The 16,690-nt window shown below is 39.1% G+C and carries 25 protein-coding genes; 6 read left to right on the top strand and 19 right to left on the bottom strand.

What is annotated here, in order from left to right; translation table 11 throughout:
- Window positions 1–109 precede the first annotated feature (109 nt).
- Genes ACIQCO_RS18760 through ACIQCO_RS18770 form a run of 3 tightly spaced genes read right to left on the bottom strand, consistent with a single transcriptional unit; the run spans window position 110 to window position 718 of the window.
- Window positions 110–289: a hypothetical protein gene (locus ACIQCO_RS18760; protein ID WP_400431170.1), complete on the bottom strand. Its 180-nt coding sequence runs from the start codon at window positions 287–289 to the stop codon at window positions 110–112.
- Between the two features lie 22 nt (window positions 290–311).
- On the bottom strand, window positions 312–458 hold the full coding sequence (locus ACIQCO_RS18765) for a hypothetical protein (protein ID WP_400431173.1): 147 nt from the start codon (window positions 456–458) through the stop codon (window positions 312–314).
- 23 nt (window positions 459–481) lie between these two features.
- Complete coding sequence (locus ACIQCO_RS18770) at window positions 482–718, bottom strand: helix-turn-helix domain-containing protein (RefSeq protein ID WP_400431176.1); 237 nt, start codon at window positions 716–718, stop codon at window positions 482–484.
- A gap of 154 nt (window positions 719–872) precedes the next feature.
- On the opposite strand from ACIQCO_RS18770, the gene lexA reads away from it, so the two are divergent.
- Window positions 873–1,838 (top strand): transcriptional repressor LexA, encoded by a 966-nt coding sequence (lexA, locus tag ACIQCO_RS18775; protein ID WP_400431179.1) that lies wholly within the window; start codon window positions 873–875, stop codon window positions 1,836–1,838.
- Window positions 1,839–1,844: 6 nt separating this feature from the next.
- Here the strand turns inward: lexA and ACIQCO_RS18780 are convergent, their stop codons facing one another.
- The gene (locus ACIQCO_RS18780; RefSeq protein ID WP_400431182.1) at window positions 1,845–1,997 is read right to left on the bottom strand and encodes a hypothetical protein; all 153 of its coding nucleotides are present in this window, start codon (window positions 1,995–1,997) and stop codon (window positions 1,845–1,847) included.
- 49 nt (window positions 1,998–2,046) lie between these two features.
- Here ACIQCO_RS18780 and ACIQCO_RS18785 point away from each other — a divergent pair, with 49 nt between their 5' ends.
- Together ACIQCO_RS18785 and ACIQCO_RS18790 are read left to right on the top strand one after the other, a co-directional pair.
- Window positions 2,047–2,280 (top strand): helix-turn-helix transcriptional regulator, encoded by a 234-nt coding sequence (locus ACIQCO_RS18785; RefSeq protein ID WP_400431185.1) that lies wholly within the window; start codon window positions 2,047–2,049, stop codon window positions 2,278–2,280.
- Between the two features lie 141 nt (window positions 2,281–2,421).
- Complete coding sequence (locus tag ACIQCO_RS18790; RefSeq protein ID WP_400431188.1) at window positions 2,422–3,867, top strand: recombinase family protein; 1,446 nt, start codon at window positions 2,422–2,424, stop codon at window positions 3,865–3,867.
- Between the two features lie 80 nt (window positions 3,868–3,947).
- Here ACIQCO_RS18790 and ACIQCO_RS18795 read toward each other — a convergent pair whose 3' ends face one another.
- The 7 genes from ACIQCO_RS18795 to ACIQCO_RS18825 all read right to left on the bottom strand — a co-directional run bounded on the left by ACIQCO_RS18795 (window position 3,948) and on the right by ACIQCO_RS18825 (window position 8,560).
- Complete coding sequence (locus ACIQCO_RS18795; protein ID WP_400430928.1) at window positions 3,948–4,106, bottom strand: hypothetical protein; 159 nt, start codon at window positions 4,104–4,106, stop codon at window positions 3,948–3,950.
- 58 nt (window positions 4,107–4,164) lie between these two features.
- On the bottom strand, window positions 4,165–6,768 hold the full coding sequence (locus ACIQCO_RS18800) for an ATP-binding protein (protein ID WP_400430931.1): 2,604 nt from the start codon (window positions 6,766–6,768) through the stop codon (window positions 4,165–4,167).
- A 44-nt stretch (window positions 6,769–6,812) separates the two neighbouring features.
- The gene (locus ACIQCO_RS18805) at window positions 6,813–7,505 is read right to left on the bottom strand and encodes a M23 family metallopeptidase (protein ID WP_400430934.1); all 693 of its coding nucleotides are present in this window, start codon (window positions 7,503–7,505) and stop codon (window positions 6,813–6,815) included.
- Entirely contained in the window at window positions 7,483–7,620 is a 138-nt protein-coding gene (locus tag ACIQCO_RS18810; RefSeq protein WP_400430937.1) for a hypothetical protein, read from the bottom strand. Before ACIQCO_RS18810 ends, ACIQCO_RS18805 begins: the two co-directional genes overlap by 23 nt.
- 12 nt (window positions 7,621–7,632) lie before the next feature.
- Window positions 7,633–7,788 carry a hypothetical protein gene (locus tag ACIQCO_RS18815; RefSeq protein WP_400430940.1) on the bottom strand — a complete coding sequence of 52 codons (156 nt, stop codon included), beginning with the start codon at window positions 7,786–7,788 and terminating at the stop codon, window positions 7,633–7,635.
- An 11-nt stretch (window positions 7,789–7,799) separates the two neighbouring features.
- Window positions 7,800–8,174, bottom strand: coding sequence for a glycosyltransferase (locus ACIQCO_RS18820; RefSeq protein WP_400430943.1), 375 nt, complete (start codon window positions 8,172–8,174; stop codon window positions 7,800–7,802).
- Window positions 8,175–8,257: 83 nt separating this feature from the next.
- Complete coding sequence (locus ACIQCO_RS18825) at window positions 8,258–8,560, bottom strand: hypothetical protein (protein WP_400430946.1); 303 nt, start codon at window positions 8,558–8,560, stop codon at window positions 8,258–8,260.
- A gap of 176 nt (window positions 8,561–8,736) precedes the next feature.
- Here ACIQCO_RS18825 and ACIQCO_RS18830 point away from each other — a divergent pair, with 176 nt between their 5' ends.
- Complete coding sequence (locus ACIQCO_RS18830; protein WP_400430949.1) at window positions 8,737–8,949, top strand: helix-turn-helix transcriptional regulator; 213 nt, start codon at window positions 8,737–8,739, stop codon at window positions 8,947–8,949.
- Between the two features lie 410 nt (window positions 8,950–9,359).
- Here ACIQCO_RS18830 and ACIQCO_RS18835 read toward each other — a convergent pair whose 3' ends face one another.
- Window positions 9,360–9,569, bottom strand: a complete 210-nt coding sequence (locus tag ACIQCO_RS18835; protein WP_400430952.1) for a transposase zinc-binding domain-containing protein — start codon at window positions 9,567–9,569, stop codon at window positions 9,360–9,362.
- Window positions 9,570–9,694: 125 nt separating this feature from the next.
- Window positions 9,695–10,543 carry a hypothetical protein gene (locus tag ACIQCO_RS18840; RefSeq protein WP_400430955.1) on the bottom strand — a complete coding sequence of 283 codons (849 nt, stop codon included), beginning with the start codon at window positions 10,541–10,543 and terminating at the stop codon, window positions 9,695–9,697.
- 121 nt (window positions 10,544–10,664) lie between these two features.
- Here ACIQCO_RS18840 and ACIQCO_RS18845 point away from each other — a divergent pair, with 121 nt between their 5' ends.
- Both ACIQCO_RS18845 and ACIQCO_RS18850 read left to right on the top strand, forming a co-directional pair.
- A complete protein-coding gene (locus tag ACIQCO_RS18845; protein WP_400430957.1) occupies window positions 10,665–10,913 on the top strand; it encodes a hypothetical protein in 249 nt (82 codons plus the stop codon).
- A 102-nt stretch (window positions 10,914–11,015) separates the two neighbouring features.
- Window positions 11,016–11,228 carry a hypothetical protein gene (locus ACIQCO_RS18850; RefSeq protein ID WP_400430960.1) on the top strand — a complete coding sequence of 71 codons (213 nt, stop codon included), beginning with the start codon at window positions 11,016–11,018 and terminating at the stop codon, window positions 11,226–11,228.
- A gap of 39 nt (window positions 11,229–11,267) precedes the next feature.
- Here ACIQCO_RS18850 and ACIQCO_RS18855 read toward each other — a convergent pair whose 3' ends face one another.
- Genes ACIQCO_RS18855 through ACIQCO_RS18880 form a run of 6 tightly spaced genes read right to left on the bottom strand, consistent with a single transcriptional unit; the run spans window position 11,268 to window position 16,681 of the window.
- The gene (locus ACIQCO_RS18855; protein ID WP_400430963.1) at window positions 11,268–12,149 is read right to left on the bottom strand and encodes a peptidoglycan recognition protein family protein; all 882 of its coding nucleotides are present in this window, start codon (window positions 12,147–12,149) and stop codon (window positions 11,268–11,270) included.
- A 15-nt stretch (window positions 12,150–12,164) separates the two neighbouring features.
- Complete coding sequence (locus tag ACIQCO_RS18860; RefSeq protein WP_400430966.1) at window positions 12,165–12,431, bottom strand: phage holin; 267 nt, start codon at window positions 12,429–12,431, stop codon at window positions 12,165–12,167.
- Window position 12,432: 1 nt separating this feature from the next.
- Window positions 12,433–12,717 carry a hypothetical protein gene (locus ACIQCO_RS18865; RefSeq protein WP_400430969.1) on the bottom strand — a complete coding sequence of 95 codons (285 nt, stop codon included), beginning with the start codon at window positions 12,715–12,717 and terminating at the stop codon, window positions 12,433–12,435.
- Window positions 12,718–12,730: 13 nt separating this feature from the next.
- Entirely contained in the window at window positions 12,731–12,862 is a 132-nt protein-coding gene (locus ACIQCO_RS18870; RefSeq protein WP_400430971.1) for a hypothetical protein, read from the bottom strand.
- Window positions 12,863–12,875: 13 nt separating this feature from the next.
- Window positions 12,876–13,184, bottom strand: a complete 309-nt coding sequence (locus ACIQCO_RS18875) for a hypothetical protein (protein WP_400430974.1) — start codon at window positions 13,182–13,184, stop codon at window positions 12,876–12,878.
- Window positions 13,184–16,681, bottom strand: coding sequence for a phage tail spike protein (locus ACIQCO_RS18880; protein ID WP_400430977.1), 3,498 nt, complete (start codon window positions 16,679–16,681; stop codon window positions 13,184–13,186). The genes ACIQCO_RS18875 and ACIQCO_RS18880 overlap by 1 nt, the downstream gene beginning before the upstream one ends.
- Window positions 16,682–16,690: the final 9 nt, after the last annotated feature.

A 16,690-nucleotide genomic window follows, 5' to 3' on the forward strand; every position in this document is an offset into this window, starting at 1 on the left:
AATCCCTGTCACTAACGCGCCCACCTATACATCACCCCCTTCAGATAGAACTATTTTCGTTTTGCAAATTTCGCAAAGATGTTAAAAAGAAGAGCCTGGTTAAGGCTTGTTAAGAATGCGTTAAATCTTGTTTCATATGGCTGACTAATTGCTCGTGCATCGCTTTTTTATATGCGAGCAACCTATATAAGCGTTTACTCCAGCGCTCATTTCTTTTTGTTGGGTGTACTGCGCCAAGCTGGACAATCTTCCTGGTGTAATACTGAATCCGAAGAACATGTTTGTTCATTTGCGAAACCTCCTTCTATTTATTAGGTTGGTTGGTTTTCAGCAGCCTTAGCCTTTCTTCTTTCAGCAATGATTCTCGGAATCGATGTTCTCATGAAAAACTTTGCCATTTCTTTCATTGTTTCCTCGCTGATCTGCGGCGGTTCGACTTCAAGTGTCCCCTTCTCCATGACTCCATCTCCCCATTAATTTTCTATTCGGCCCGATAACTTTTGCTATCACTTTCGATAAAAAAAATATCCTCGAATTGAGCACCAAGTTTTGTGTGAATATTTTTAGCAATTTTGGGACTTGGACATTTCTCATCATTGACGATTTGATTTAAATAGGGCGTTGTTATTTTTAATTCTTTTGCAAAATCCGCTTGAGAGTACCCGTTTATAATCAGCAATCTTCGAAGTTCATTTGGGTCCTTCACTTTTATTTTCACTGGCATCACCTCCTAGGTGGTTACAAAAGTTATCTGTAAATTCATATTAACTCATGTCGATAACTTTTGTAAACACTTTTTGAATAATTTTTTATAAAAAAGATAACAATTGTTAATATAATTTAGTTATAATTGAGTGCGGGAGGTGAAAATCATGTTAACGAACCCTAAAGAATTTGGATCGTATATTAAAGCCTTAAGAACAGAAAAAGGCTTATCAATCAGACAATTAAGAGATAAAACGGGGGTATCTAATGCTTATTTTTCTCACTTAGAAAACGGTAAACGCGGCATACCATCTCCGGAAATTCTGATGAAGATTCATGAGCCTCTTGGTGTTAGCTACGATGAATTGATGGAGAAAGCTGGGTATATCTCAGCGGAAACTAGGTTGGAATTGCTTCCAGAAACAATAAAAACGATGAAATCTTATAAGGATCTAATTGAGCTAGTAAATAACGCATCGGAAATGTTTATAGGTGCAATGTTCGATGATCCAAAAGAATTTAAACAGATACTGGTAAATGAGGTACAAGCAACGCATGCTGATATTAGCAGAGAAGAAATGGATGAAGTTATTAACAATCCTGAATCAATGTTCGAACATTTAACATTAGAAGAAAAAATAAGCTTTCTGAACGGGATAATTAAAGATTTTGTCCAACAGGGTATTGATCCCAGTGAAATTTTCAAAAGTAATTCAGAAAAAATTGATGACAACCGCCATCCCGTCTTGTTTGTCCCAGTGCTTGGGTACATAGCAGCTGGGCAACCCATCTTAGCGGAAGAACACATCGAGGAGTGGACAGAAATACCGAACATGTGGAACTTGAAAGAAAACGAGGCAATTGTTTTAAAGGTTAAAGGCGACTCGATGATAGGCAGCAGAATATTTGAAGGGGATAAGGTGGTAATAAAACTGCAACCTGAAGTAGAAAACGGGGAAATAGCAGTTGTAAATATTAACGGTGATGAAGCTACTTTAAAAAGAGTTAAAAAAACTGAAAATGGACAAGTCATACTTTACCCTGATAACCCGAACTACGAACCTATTTTCATCACAAATGAAAAAGCCCGAATTATCGGGAAGGTTGTTCAGGTTATGTTTGAACCAAAGTAAAGTAATTCAAGAAACGTTTTTGGCTGAATAAGTAAGAATTCTTTGTCTGCATTCGTCACAAGTTTGTTTAGCCTTTTTTTCATCCAAGATTCGCTTAAATGAGGTTTTGACAAGTAATGTTGCGATTGTTTTTTTGGTTTCTAATGTTAGTCTTTTCATTATGTGCAACCCCTAGAAATAATTTGTGAATAGAATAGGCGGTAAAAGAATGGCATACCGAATCGGGAAATGCCTTCTTTCTGAGAGACTGGACGAGCTGGAAATGACTCCAGCAGAATTAGCTAGACGACTAGATGTTCACCGGCAACAAGTGGATAAATGGATAAACGGAAAACAACGAATGTCTATGGAGTCTGCTAAAAACGTTGCATCCATTCTAGGTTTAGATCATGGAGATGAACTTTACGAATGGGTTTTAGTTAAAAACAGAAAGAAGGCATAGGAGGAAATGGTTTTATACCCTTTCCGCGATTCAGTTGTCAACCATTTAGCTTACAAATCAATCATACATCATTTAATTAGAGTTTTGTCGACAAACCTTTCGCTTTATTTCGACAAAACTTCCAAAAGGAGGAAATATATAATGGGTATTAATGTTGTTTCTGAACAGAGCTATACAATTGGAATATATATTCGGGTTTCGACTGAGGAGCAGGCAAAAGAAGGCTATTCTATCCCCGCTCAAAAAGAAAGATTAACTTCTTTTTGCGCATCCCAAGGCTGGAATAATTATAGGTTTTATATTGATGAAGGTGTGTCCGCCAAAGATATGAATCGTCCTAAGCTGCAGTTGTTATTGGACGATGTTAAGACTGGGAAAATTAATATCATACTGGTTTATCGTCTTGACCGTTTTACTCGTAAAGTTAAAGACCTACACAAAATGTTGGAGATGCTTGAAAGACACAGCTGTAGCTTTAAATCAGCAACAGAGCCCTACGATACAACAACAGCAATGGGGAAACTTTTTATAACTATTGTAGCTGCTCTTGCAGAGTGGGAAACAGATAACTTATCAGAGCGTATAAAGATGGCGTTAGAAGAAAAAGTTTCAAGTGGAGAACGTGTGGGCAATATCCCCTATCCTTTTGATTTAGATGAAAATGAAAAACTAATATCAAACAAAAAAAGAACAGCTGTTACTCTTGATATGGCTGATAAAATTGAAGCTGGAAAGTCCGCTAGTCAAGTAGCAAAATTTCTAACCAAAACGAATGATGATAAATTAGAGTGGCATCCTACTGCGGTTCTTAGAATTTTGAAGAACCCCGCGCTGTGTGGAGATACTCAGTGGCAAGGTAAAATTTTTGCCAATACTCATTTAGGGATTATAAGTAGGGAAAGATGGAATAAACTCCAACAAATTCTTGAAGATAATTCTTTACACAGAAACAGAGAAGTTGAGAGCATTTATCTATTCCAAGGAAAATTAATTTGCTCACAATGCGGAAGTATTCTTTCGGTTAACCGTTATGTAAGAAAAAGAAGTGATGGATCTGAATACCAGGGCGTTGTTTATAAATGTCAAGTTTGCTGGAAACAAGGACGGAAAATGTTAACTATTGGCGAGTATCGGTTTTTGGATGCACTATATGAGTACATGAGAAACGTGGAAATACATCATATTGAACTTCCTGAAGAAAAAGATGAAGTATCTGTTTTTAAAGAGCAATTACAACAGATCAGCAAAAGACGGGAAAAATATCAGCGAGCTTGGGCAGCTGATAAAATGACTGATAAAGAGTTCGATAAGTTGATGGATGAAACAAGAGAAATTATGGACGAATTAGAAAATAAGATTAATCAGATTCAAGTCCCAGTTCCAACCTTAGACATCGAAGAAATTAAACAGATTATATTTTATTTTAATGAAAATTTCCATAAGCTCACCGATGAGGAACGAAGAGAATTTATTTCGAGATTTATCCGAAAAATTAAATTTAAACTCATTGCACAGCCTCCTACAAGGCCGGATAAATACAAGAAGGGCAAGGATTTGGTTGTGATTACAGAAGTTTTGTTTTATTAGTCTTTATGAATCGCTACCAACCGGTAACGTTTTATAAATACAATAAGTACAAACCTTGTTGTATCAACAAAAAACGCCCATCACTGGACGCCTAAAAATATTTTTACTCGATAAGCCATCGTCTTGATCCGCTTTTTAAATGACCTCTTTTTCGGTTTCCTGATAATCACTTGAATCTTTTTCGGACAGCTGACGACAACCGGCTCACCTTTTCTCATTTCGATGACTACGTGTTTCATGCAGCATCATCCTCCCTTTACCGGGAAAGGCTCTTAGTCTGTGCGACTAGGAGCCTTATTACGCTGTTTCGAGTATCTTCTCGATCTCCTCGAAATGCCTTCCATATAATCTTGAGTGTCGTTTCGTAATAAAAGAATTGTCATAAGGCTGGTACCTTTCATACGAAGGTTTTAGCATCCTGACCATAAATGCTGGCTTTCGTTCGCCTCCAAAATTTAAGATGCAGATGGCATGCCTGGTCGTCTTTGTATTTGGGATGTTCATGGCATTCCCGATGGAGATCGGCTGCAGCTGTGTCTCCAATTTCTTAAAGGTGTTTTCATTGTCATTTTTAAACAGCAGCCAATTTACTCCGCCGGAAATTAGATCCTCAGAGATTTCTTTTAGCTGGCCTAAGTGATGGCAGGCAAAGATACTCCCCAACCTCTCTTTACGTCCCTGTACCGCAATCCTAGATAAAAGTTTAGCTAGACCTGTGTTCTCAGAAAGATACGTCTGTGGCTCGTTGTAAACGATAAACGCCCCATTGCCTTGATCAGCGACCGTCATCAACATACGAGTCATTAATACTTTTAATGTAATCCAATGTACTAGCGTTCTTACAGCCACAGTGGAAAGAATTCTGTCAGGCACCCTAAAAATAACGACCTTCCCTTCTTTCATCCACTGCTCCAGGTTCATTTCCTTTTTAGGAGGCTGGGCAAATATTTCAAATAAAGTTGAATCCCCCATAAATTCGTCTAAACGGTTTAATATAGCACTTGCTTTTCCGTCAATTGCTTTTTGGCCATCCTTCGTACATTTCATTTCTGATGACGTGACGTTACCCTGTTTATCCTTCTTCTCAACTAATTCATATTGACTTAAGTATTTACCTATCTCTTCTGCAATTCTTGGCTTGCCTTCTGCTCTCAACCTTTTTGCTGTAGATTCTCTAAATGACTCATCCTCCAGCAACATTTTTATATTGTATAAACTGCCGTTTGATGCCTGGGCAAAAGCCCTTAGTATTTTCCGACTTTGGCCCATCGATTCCACATCGCCGAAAAAGTCGATTAATTCATTTGCAAAACGGTCAGCACCTTTACGACCTATCTTCTCCATGACCTCAGTTAGATCCAGCGGCGGTAAATAGTTTTCATCGGATAAATCAATATCGATAATGCGTTCAGGCGGAAGGCTATCACGAATCCCGTTCGCCATACCCTGTAGCCCATCTTTGTTGACCTGGTCAATAATAATAAAACTAATATCATGATTTAAAGATGCTTCAGTAACAAAGTTCTGAATAAATGTATCTTTACCGCTACCCATTCCGCCCATTGCAACGTAGCCTTTATATGTCTCTTCTGGATTGTCTAAAGGAATACCTATTGGATATTCTTCTCCTTTGAATTCAGCGTGACCAACCAGGACGCTTTTACTTATTGTCTTACGTGATTTTAATGGCTTATTGTTAATTTTGATGTTATTGCTGCCGATGCTAATCTTAATACCCTCAATGACCACATGCTCTGTGGTAGGTTTGTGGATAAAGATAGAAGATATATCTGTCTCCACTTTTTTATTAACAGCTAACTCGTTTTCATATCGTTGCTGGATAACCGAAGTTGGCATTTGAATTGCTACCTTTGCCATTTCGTCACAGGATAAAAGAGACACGTCACCATCAGCCTTGGTTGTTTTAGACAAGTGCAATGTATTTAATTCCTGAATAATTTCTTGCCTCCTTCTTTTTGTTCGAATCTTATAAGGCAATAACTCGTTGTCCCCAGCTATTTCTGCGAAAGCACTGCTAATGGTAGTGGCTATGAGATCCGCACGTAGTTTATTTTCCGTTAAGGCTGCTACTCGGATCCTGGTCTTCCATACAGGTTCATTTATTTTATCAGTTGATTTTGTGCTAGGCTTACTGGAATTAAGTTCATCAATCAATGCAGCCTTCTTATCGATAAGTTTCTTTTTTTCGAAAGGTTTATCACTCTTAAAGAATGTGTTAGAAAGAGCGTTCATCGTATCATTTAGAACGTCGTATACCTCATTTGCAATAGTGGATATACTGCGTTTTAAAACCGTTTGAATTTTACCAGCTGTAATCCTGGAACGAACAGGAACAATCCCCTTTTGTATTTTTTCATGGGCCCAGTGACTATTCTGGGCCCATTGTTTACGGTCGTACGTTTCCGCACATACAGATAACCGGGCAAAGTCTCCATCCATAGCAATATCATCAAGTGCGGTTAATAGTGACGCGATTGGTGTGGTTTGCTCTGTAGCGTTAACTCTAAGTGAAAATATGTCATGCCGAGAAAGCCTGATTTCTTGAAGGACTGCATTACTACTGCTGGGAACTTCTAAAGCTTTTATTTCTACTTCCTCGACTGTTACTTTCATGTAATTCTCTAGAATTTCCCGGAACTTTTTCGCCCAAATTTCTGAGGTACTTACGTAGAACTCAACACGTTTTTCATTGTTTTCCTGTTTAAAGATAACGTCGAACCAAATGGTATCTTTTTCTCGATAGGTAAATTTAAAACCCTTCCGACTAATTCTAGAAGGTATTTTGTTATAAACTTCATACATTTTATGGAGCACTCTCCACATCTTCGAATTACTATTATTTGTAACCGACATATGGGGGATGATTCTATAAGTAACCATGGAATTTTTTTGGTAAGAAAAATACTCAGATACCTTAATTGATTTTATTTTCCTAAAATTAACCACGAAATCACCCCCATCATTGCGAATCCCCAGCGTGTGAAATATTTAGGAAAATTACCAGTAAACATAATCGCTATCCCAGCTGCAATTGTGATTCCGGTCCCAATCTCTGGCATTAAGTCCGTAATGGTGTGCCCTATATTCGTTAACCAGAGCTGTAATGTTTCCTGAAACGTTTCTTTTGTGGGAATCCCTACAGCGTTCATTTCGGCACCAATAACTTTGTCTGAAAATTTATTGTATTTGTCTAAGAGAAAATGACCAATATCACTAAAGTGAAATCCGCTGCCAGACATATTAGAAACATTTTCAGCTACTGGAGTAGGGTCCACCCAATTGCCGGTAACATCTTTCATGCCATAATGCAGGTGAGCGCCTGTCGAATTCCCTGTGTTTCCTGACAAACCAATTGAATCTCCTGAATGCAGATGCTCACCTATTTTTACTTTTATATCCGACATATGGCCATAAATGGAAAGAGTACCATCTTCGTTTCGGATAAAGACACCTTTACCAAGGTTCTTGGTTCCAAAATCCACAACATTTTCTACTACTCCGTCCATCACACTTCTTAGTTCTGTGCCTGATGGCATTGCCAAGTCTATTCCGTGATGAGGTATTCCGTTTCTAATTTCAGCCATCTCACCATACTCACTTGATAAACGAAATTTCATTTTTCTTCCCTCCTTTTTGAAGGAACGCGTTAAAGTTTACTGATTTAATCGGTTTGTTTTTAGCATACATACGATAAGCGACCAGACCTAACATAATTATCGTTTTAGTCCCCATATTTAAACCTCCTTAAAATAAATCTGTGAAATAGCTAAACATGTCAATCCACCAGTGATACTCGGCACTCCAGGCTTTACATGCAGCTTCGGTTATTTGATCAGTACTATTTAAATGACCTATGCAATTTTTTATTTCTTCTGTTACTCCGTTAATTTTTAAATTCATTTTTTACCCCCCTACAATTTTTTTAAGAAATCCCTAATATCAATCGCATGACGTGCTAGGATATACCCTGCTGAACCTCCTATGACTAATTCCAGTGCCTTAGGTCGATGACCAAACATCCAGGCTACCCCGCCGAACACAAATACCCCGACAACAATCCAATCCACGATATTCATTACCGCTTCCCATAGGTTTCCGAAAGTTTGATCAGCGGTTACCTTTGTTGCAGCAAAAGCTGATTTCGGAACCAAACAGAGCATCAGCCCCCCGCCGATTGCAACAACTTTCATAAACTTTTTATCCTCCAGCATTTTTATTACTTCATCGGTAGAAATTTTTTCGTTTTTTACGAAGCGTTTAAAATCAATCGTTTGGATTTTTGCCATTTTCGTCCCCTCCTGAATAAATTAATTTCCTTTGGCCATAATAGAAGTAACAAACTTTCTAAGGAGCTGATTGCATGTTCTTTTTAATCGGAGCTGTTGCTGGTGCTACCATCGGCATTTTGGTCAATATGCTTTCCTAAATATTTAATTCCTCCACTGGATTTAATTACTTGAGGCGCTTTTGGCGTCTCTTTTTCTTGTTCAAATTTGGATTTTTCGGCTAAATACTGCTCTTTTTTCTTCTGGTACTCACGGTCAACAAGCGTCTTTAGAAAGGCGCTGGTGTTTCGTTTCTTCCCATTTGGCAACCGAGTGATAAATTCGTATAATTCTTTTTGATCAGGGTCGTCTGTATTCAGGCATAAAGCTGGGTGCATGATAGGCAATACATCCTACCTCCTTCCTATCCAGTAAAGATTGAGAAGTAATTCTTACCTGCTTGATAAATAGATATGACCAGCTGCTTGTTCGATATTCCTTGTCCATCGAAATTTTTTTCGATTCATCGAAACATTAAAGGAATTAGGGTATTCTAATAGAAATAGATAAACGGGTGATAAGGATGGAATTTGAATGCCGACTAAAGGTAATCCTGGCAGAGGAAAAAATAAAGGATCAACGTTTTACGCAGCGTAAATTTGCAGAAAAAATAGGAGTCACTAACTCTACATTAAGTCTTATTGTGAACGGAAAAAACTTACCATCGTTTGAAGTGGTGTATAGAATATGTAAAGAGTTAAAAAGGCCTTTAGAAGAAATATGGGTAGAAAAATAAAAAAGCCCTCCAGGGTATAGCTGGAAGGCTTAATGACATGCTGTTTTATATATGCGTATAAGGGTGCTATAGAGCTCTCAGCGAGTCTTCGCTTTCACTGATAGCATATGCAGGCGTACAATGTTTTATGCTTATACATATCATTTTGTAACGAAATTGTAACAACTATTGTAAATTCTCAGTGTTAAATTCACACATTAAAAAAAAAAAAAATATATAATTAATTATTTTTTAGGTAGGGGTATCTAGATGAATGTAATTTAGGTAAACAGCTTTCAGTAAAACAAAACCCCCTTAAGAAAAGAAACACCATATATATTATTATAATAAATATATAAAATATTATTATTTATTATATATAGTAGTAGTTATTACTAATTACTATATAAGTATTAATTAGTAACACAAGGTTACGCCCAATTTATCACTGTAAGCTTTTGGCACTTAGGGCAGGTAAAATTTTCGGATGATTTTAGCACTGGCTGCTTCTTTTTACAGTGCGGGCAGGCTACCTGTTCTTTCCCCTGTGCGACGTAAATTAAACCTAGCGACGTAAAGAACAACCCAATCGCTGGGAATATCCCGATTATTGTAAGAAAGAGCAGTCCTGAAATAAACATTCCCAGCCCTCCGAACAGTAGCGCAAAGAACTTAGCCGCTCCCCGGGTCACGCTGTCCTTACGTCGTTTTATTGTTATTGAGATAGTCTCATTACTAAGTATTTCTTGCATCGTAGCACCTCCGCTTAATGTACCCACGCCCCACTGGCGTTTAACTTATAGCCTTGTATCGTAGTATTAGCGGCCATTCTCCCATCAGGGTACGAATAAAACCATTTGTCATTAACAAGCTTCCATCCGGTTGCCATGCCGCCGTAAGATTCTAAGTAATACCAGTTACGGTTCCAGTACAACCAACCCGTTTTCATGTCACCATTCGGGTTAAGGTAGTACCACTTTTTCCCGCGGCTATCCGTATATTCCATCCATCCAGTTACCATTGCCCCGCTTTTATTAAAGTAATACCATTTTTTACTGACCTGCTCCCAGGTATTGGAAACCATGGTGCCCATATTTTGTTTTTCATAATATGGTTTAAACTTATCTTTCAGGTAATACCATTTACTGCTGTCTAATAACCAACCTTTTTTATATGCACCGGACGTAGGATCGTTATAAAACCAATCACCGTCACTTTGTACCCAACCCTTTTTATTGACTGTTTTAACATTAACTTTTTCGCTTGCTTTCCAAACCCCGTGGCTGCCATACGGAACGACTTCTATTTCATATTCACGACCCGGTAAAAGCCCGATCACTTCGAAATTATCTTTCGTAACAGAACCGGTTAACTCCCCATCCTTGTAAATAGGAATCCCGTTGACATAAATTCTGTACTGGGTTAACCAGTATATTTTCCATTTGTTATAATAGATGGTCCAACTTAGTTTTACACCAGTAGGTGTTACTGTAGGTTCGTCCAGCTTAAATACGAATGCATCAGTTGGTTTAATAACTTCATCTTCTGCACTAGCCATAAAACTAAAAGAAAAACTTACAATCAAAGCTAGGAAAATAATTTTTAACTTTTTCAAACAAATACCCTCCCTTAAGGTTAATATATAGATATTTTACGACAGTTACCAAGATATGTATATACGTCGTTAGGAAACTACATTAACATTGAAATATAAATTTATAAAAAGGAGGAAGGATATGACCGTAATCATCGAGATACATTATTATGCTGCCAGTAGAGGATACAAAAAAGGAGCATTTCAGCTGAGGGGTCGCAAGCCAGAATATGCGGCATTACAATTCTGGAAGGAAATTAAGAAGGATTTGTCTTATCGGGCACAGTTAGAAAAAGTAATTGTGGAAGGTGACCAGGACATCACGGAGTTGGTGAAGGTCCTAGAGCGAGAAGAATTGAACAGAACGATGAATGATAATTTACCTTTTTAGCCCTAAATGGGCTTTTTATTTTGTCATAAATTAGTCATAAAGTTGAATAGGTAATGTGTGGAAATATGCCGAATATTGTATGGAGAAAGAGAGGTGATATAAATGATGTGGATAAACAGGTTTTGGGATTGGTTCTGGTATTTTAGGCGAGGAAAGGTAAGATATCGAGTGTGGGATCACGGTGATACTTATAACGCAATGGCATCAAATGGACAAATGTCGGTTTATAATTGTCACGGAAGCACACCTGAACAAGCATTAGAAATGGCAAAGTATAGATTGAAAAAGTTCTTGGAAGAAGAGCAAAAAGAATAATAGATAAAAGCCCCATCTCAATCGAGAAGGGGCTTTTGCTTAAGGCTTTAATGCTCCGCTCTTATCAACATTAAGCGTTACATTAATCCTAGTATTCTCGGCCATGCTGCCGTCAGATTGCAAGTAATATAGTTTTCCTTTATCCTCGATGGTGCCTGTGGCCATGGAGCCATCAGCTTTAAGGTAATACCACTTGCCTTTATCCTGCAACCAGCCAATGCGCATGTCACCGTTTGGATTGAGATAATACCACTTGCTGTTGATTTTAGCCCATCCAGTCACCATGACTCCGAACATATCAAGGAAGTACCAACATTCTTTATCTTTTACCCATCCCGTTTTTTTCGTGCCGTCTTGGTAAAAGTACCATTTTTCATTTTCTTTTTTCCAGCCGTTTTTGGCTGTGGTTACTTTTAAAGCATTTGCAACATCCGCTCTAAACATATCCATCGTCTTACCGTGCAATTTCCACCAGTGGTCAGGGTCACCGTGGTTGCTGGCAACCCCAAGCCCCCATCCCTCTTTATGCGAGATAATATTTTTTTCGGTAAGATTAAACATTTTGCATAGCATAGCATAGAGTTCAACTCCATTCGCCCAAACCTTTGCGAAATAATCCTTGTCGTTTAGGTCTTTCGGCTCGCACCATTCGATGCCAATGTGAGTGTCATTAGAGGATCCACCACCATGCCATCCCCGCCAATTCCAAGGTAAATACTGATAAAATTCATTTGCATCTAAAAACCCATGCACACATTTACCTGGGGAAAGACTAGGTTTGTTCCATCGGCTAAACCAATCCGCTGCAAAAATACCTGGGCAAGCGGTGCTATGAACCATCAGTCCTTTGACTGCAATCGTTTTTCCTGCTTTATAGCAATCATTCAGCGTCATTAATTTTTGCACCATTTTTAAAACCATAGTTTATCCACTCCTTTAATTTGGTTCGCGGTAATTTTTAGCCCTAATACTATCCTCCATGCCCTGTGTGGTTGGGTCCTGCACGACCCCGAGCATGGACAGTACACCAAAGACTGCATTGATCAGCAATAAAACCCAAGCCTTAATCGCTTCGGTTAACGCAAAATCCGTGATCCCAGCTGCATGAGCACCAACTAAAAGCACTTCAGCCAAAATAAAAAGCTGTGACATAAACGCCACAACCCACAAACGGTTTTTAAATCTGACTCGCCAGTTAATCATTTTACGCATCCCCTTTTGTTTCCAATTTGTCTATCCTTTTATGCGCCGCTTTGTTGCTTTCGTCGATCCGAATCAAACGCTCGGATAACTCGGAAACGTGTCTTTCGTTTGCCTTTATATCAATTCTGATCGACTCCACGCCTGAGTTAATAGCCTCCAGCTTGGTCTTAATTACTGCAGACTCCGAGGCGTCACTTTTAACATCTTTATCCCTGTTTCGACTAAAAGTTAATACGCTGATTAATACTCCAATGAGGGCCCCCAAGATACCGATTTGCACTTCCATTGACCAACCTCCTCTAAACTTCTTTTGGTGTAGCTAGTATTTGTTGTGCCTCTTGTTGAGTAATAAACCCTTTAACTGCATAACTATTAACCTGTGTTTCTGTTAGTTTGCCAAAAACCCACATATTGAGGATAAATGCGTACATCTTTACCACCTCCTTATATAAAGTCCATCAAGGAAACAATCGCCATTTCCGCCATTTCCAGGCGTAGTTTTAGGTCAGCGTTTTCTATTTTTAATTGTGCTAGTTCATCAACTTTCACAAACTGACTTTTTTTATCAAGAGCAATGATGTCATCCGTGACCACTTCACTTACCTCGACAGAATCTTCGAGCAACAAAAAAGGAAGGTTGTTCTCAACGGAACCGCCTTCCCAATCTACAATATTTCCGCTAACTTTTGGATGATTTATATCCTCGATTATGTCTACTACTTTTTTATCATTATCATAGACTACTATCCTCATTAATACGTCGCCTCCAACCAGCATTGGCCATCCATGATAGAATAATAACTGCGACTTGTAGACCCTGCCCATATGCCGATGCCCTTGTAAGAGCCGCTCTGGAATCCTGCGTACCATGTGGACGGGATATTAACCCAAGCGCCCTCACCCCAAGCTAAGTCCACATAGACGTTGTAAGTCGTCTCAAGAGCAAGTGAAGGATTATTTGGTGTAGCTGCCTTAGTCGCGAATGTATGAGGGTGGAAATAGATACGAGTTTTTCCAGAGCTACCGCCTGAGCTCGCTCTTTTAACCCAAATACGCATAGATTTAATGGTTTTGCCGTTTAACGTAGCTGCAAATGGCTGTGACTCAAACCACCATAAGCCCTTACGCTGACCGTACCCATAATCACCCTGGCGCGCGCCGCCACCTTGCCAGGAACTATAAGCAGTAGACCAGTTGTCTGCAATGTTAGACACCCATTGCGTGGTGGTCTGAGCCGATGGCGCTGGCTTGCCACCGCCTGTTTTAGCCCCGCTGTCCGCTACTGATCCATCTAAGGTCGTTCCTGATGCGTACCTACTTAATACAGCGCCAACTGTTCCATCTGGGTGTGAAATGTATGAATATACCCACGAACCTCTTTCGGATAATGCTCCACGCTGTGTTCCTAGGCCTTTACATTGGTACAAGTAAACTGTTGATAGTGAGTTTGCATAAATACCATACAGTACGTCATAAGCTTCACATTTTACTAATGTTAGTTTTGAACCTGCATCACTTAAAAATCCGGTTCCTGCTTTGTTTTGCCCGTATACCCAAACTGATACGCAACTAACATGAGAACTGTTATATACCTCAAAAGCATCGCCAATTGAAGTTACGTTAATAGTTAAATCATTCACGTTGACTTTATTTGTACAACCTTTAATAGAGATTCTTGAATTTAAATAATTGTACCAATTTTGACCATTAATATTAATTTCTCCAGAACCTGAGAAACCGTCAACAATTACATTTTCATAGTAATCTTGCCTAGTATTCGCTGCGGGCGCTTTTAAGTTGATATTAATTATCCCGTTATTAAATTTCGGGATTAAATCAATACAAGCCTGGATGGTTCTTTTCGCCCTAGCTGTACCAGATGCTAATCCGTCATTATTATCGCTGCCGTTTGGATCAACATAAAATGTCATGTTTTTTTCGTTGAAATTGGCAACTGTAGGGCTAAAAAAGTCACCAACGAATAGCTTGTCAAATCCGCCCTGCTCACCATCCAAAGTGATGATTGTCTCACCGCTTGGTCCGAGTACGGACATTTGACCAAACTCGTTATTTAAACCGCCCAATGTTAGGGTTACCCCTTGAATATTTCCTGAAATAATATTACCTAAATGCGCTGTAATTGCGGATAAATAGTCAGCAAATATTTTGCCGCTATCGACTAGCACTGTTCCAGATTTAACCCAGCTATCGGTGATAAACTCCCATTTATAATCACTTGGTATGTTTGATGGCGTTGGGTCAGATTTATTATAAGCAAAGCCTCTCCACAATTTCCCGGCGGGATTACTTGTAATTCCTGCGCCTTTATTGTCATTTGCGAACATGACCCATGTATATTTTGACTGGGCATCACTTCCTGGTGTACCGGGCTCTCCTGGTGTGCCTGGAGGGCCAGTATCACCTTTAGCCCCATCGACCACAATCGGAATAATCTTTTCGTCGAGCAAGGACCCTGATGGGGTGGATAGTTGCACTCTTACAGCTTTTATGCCTGGACTAGGTGTATAAGTTTTGATACTCTCATTTGACGAGCTTATATATTTATCTACATAAGTTGTCCCGTCGGTTGTTTCGGCGATAAAAAAGCGACCGGGATAAAATGTGGCAGCTGCCGTCGTGCCTTTCTTGCTGTAAGCTGTAGCCGTAATACTTTTAGGCGTATAATCACCCATATTCGACTTTGCAATTGTGCTGCTGTTTAGGGCTAACCAGTAAAGAGTTGCATCTTCACCGGGTCTACCTGGTGGTCCTGATTCTCCGTCATAAATTTTAGTAAATGTAATTTCCTCAGTTGCGAGAACTTTATCATCGAGCATGACATCAAGTTTAATTGTTAGCTTTTCGTCTACCTCTGGCGATTCGACCATAAATGATTTTAATTGGTCAAATCGCCCAATTATATTTCCAAACTTATCTTTCCATGTCCAGCAATAGTTATATCGGGTGCCGTCAAAGTCCGTTTCTTGGCCGGCCAAAAATACTTTGGCTGTTACCATTACTTCTTCCCAGTCATCATTTTTAAACACTGTCCCAGAAGATGTTTCGATTTTGCACGTAATCATTTTTGAGATTTTGTCATTGATAATATTTTTAAGATTCGCGATCTGTTTTTCTAGATCCGCTTTTTTAAACTCAATGAAGTTACCAAGCTTAAATCCTAAAATCTGCCTTAGAGAAACGTTTTCAGTCGTTTCTTGGAATCTAGCTTCTAAATATAAAGGAGGGCTGTAATAATCATCCTTAATCCGCATAGTTCGCCCCACGCGTACCTTTTCATGATCATGGCCAAAAACGTGTTCAAGCGAGTTAGCTTCACCTTCATATGATACGATTGCATCTACACGTTTTTTTAGTTCGGTCGTTGTAAGAGTCTTTAATCTTGACTCTGTCATATCTTGATCATCCGACTCTGGTTCGTACACCTCGATTAAATGCCGACCGTTTCTGCCCCAGCGTTGCAAAGCTGCTTCATCTGCAACCAGCACGGATAGGCGGGTTCCATCATCTTTTTGGGGGCCTAGTCCAAGCAGAGCGGTTACTATTCTGCTACTATCCTCGATGCGGTGGATACCGATTAAATCTTTGCCAAAAGTGATTTCTTTGCCTTCGAATCCAGCCATCTGTTTTTTCATGTCAACATATCGGCCGGTGATTTTATTGCCGCTTACTTCGATACGAAAAGATATTTCCAAGTCGAATGTAGTGGCAATCACTTTTAAAAAGCTGTAAGGATCCGTGTGCTGATCAATTGTAATACTTCGAATAAATGTATACTCAATGATACCCGGCTGCCACTCTGTGCTGGATAATGCAAGGTCTACAGCTGTTGATGAAGTTGCGCCTGTAAGGACTTGCGGATTTATGACTTTGGCTTTTTTTAAGCCAACAAAGCTTGCATTGGCTTTAATATCTTTTTCTTCGTGATTCACTTGTTCCGCGTAATGAATGATATATTCCTGAAAAATTCCGTCACTATCTTGGACAAGGAGTCGGTTTAGCTTTTCAAGATATTCAAATTTCTTTAAGGCGGTAAAGTCAAATGTATTTCGATTTTCGAGCGACGAGACTCGAATCGGTTCCTTCATCTCGCCTTTTTTACTGCTCAATGTATCGATGATGCTATCATCCTGCTTATCAAGAATGTGAACGAGCGCACCATTTCTTTTCTGATTGTTTCTTTTGGAATCATTGTTTCCAATGTACATACCTGCATGCTGAGTGATTGGCAATTTTGTCAC

Source organism: Neobacillus sp. NPDC093127, assembly GCF_044754175.1.
GTDB lineage: Bacteria > Bacillota > Bacilli > Bacillales > Cytobacillaceae > Neobacillus.

Coding starts and splice junctions, on each gene's coding strand:
- ACIQCO_RS18795 (WP_400430928.1), bottom strand. CDS start 4,106: ATGAAACACGTAGTCATCGAAATGAGAAAAGGTGAGCCGGTTGTCGTC.
- ACIQCO_RS18815 (WP_400430940.1), bottom strand. CDS start 7,788: ATGAATTTAAAAATTAACGGAGTAACAGAAGAAATAAAAAATTGCATA.
- ACIQCO_RS18805 (WP_400430934.1), bottom strand. CDS start 7,505: ATGAAATTTCGTTTATCAAGTGAGTATGGTGAGATGGCTGAAATTAGA.
- ACIQCO_RS18835 (WP_400430952.1), bottom strand. CDS start 9,569: ATGTTTATTTCAGGACTGCTCTTTCTTACAATAATCGGGATATTCCCA.
- ACIQCO_RS18860 (WP_400430966.1), bottom strand. CDS start 12,431: ATGATTAACTGGCGAGTCAGATTTAAAAACCGTTTGTGGGTTGTGGCG.
- ACIQCO_RS18865 (WP_400430969.1), bottom strand. CDS start 12,717: ATGGAAGTGCAAATCGGTATCTTGGGGGCCCTCATTGGAGTATTAATC.
- ACIQCO_RS18785 (WP_400431185.1), top strand. CDS start 2,047: ATGGCATACCGAATCGGGAAATGCCTTCTTTCTGAGAGACTGGACGAG.
- ACIQCO_RS18855 (WP_400430963.1), bottom strand. CDS start 12,149: ATGGTTTTAAAAATGGTGCAAAAATTAATGACGCTGAATGATTGCTAT.
- ACIQCO_RS18765 (WP_400431173.1), bottom strand. CDS start 458: ATGGAGAAGGGGACACTTGAAGTCGAACCGCCGCAGATCAGCGAGGAA.
- ACIQCO_RS18875 (WP_400430974.1), bottom strand. CDS start 13,184: ATGAGGATAGTAGTCTATGATAATGATAAAAAAGTAGTAGACATAATC.
- ACIQCO_RS18780 (WP_400431182.1), bottom strand. CDS start 1,997: ATGAAAAGACTAACATTAGAAACCAAAAAAACAATCGCAACATTACTT.
- ACIQCO_RS18790 (WP_400431188.1), top strand. CDS start 2,422: ATGGGTATTAATGTTGTTTCTGAACAGAGCTATACAATTGGAATATAT.
- lexA (WP_400431179.1), top strand. CDS start 873: ATGTTAACGAACCCTAAAGAATTTGGATCGTATATTAAAGCCTTAAGA.
- ACIQCO_RS18820 (WP_400430943.1), bottom strand. CDS start 8,174: ATGGCAAAAATCCAAACGATTGATTTTAAACGCTTCGTAAAAAACGAA.
- ACIQCO_RS18845 (WP_400430957.1), top strand. CDS start 10,665: ATGACCGTAATCATCGAGATACATTATTATGCTGCCAGTAGAGGATAC.
- ACIQCO_RS18870 (WP_400430971.1), bottom strand. CDS start 12,862: ATGTACGCATTTATCCTCAATATGTGGGTTTTTGGCAAACTAACAGAA.
- ACIQCO_RS18800 (WP_400430931.1), bottom strand. CDS start 6,768: ATGGTTACTTATAGAATCATCCCCCATATGTCGGTTACAAATAATAGT.
- ACIQCO_RS18830 (WP_400430949.1), top strand. CDS start 8,737: ATGGAATTTGAATGCCGACTAAAGGTAATCCTGGCAGAGGAAAAAATA.
- ACIQCO_RS18850 (WP_400430960.1), top strand. CDS start 11,016: ATGATGTGGATAAACAGGTTTTGGGATTGGTTCTGGTATTTTAGGCGA.
- ACIQCO_RS18810 (WP_400430937.1), bottom strand. CDS start 7,620: ATGGGGACTAAAACGATAATTATGTTAGGTCTGGTCGCTTATCGTATG.
- ACIQCO_RS18760 (WP_400431170.1), bottom strand. CDS start 289: ATGAACAAACATGTTCTTCGGATTCAGTATTACACCAGGAAGATTGTC.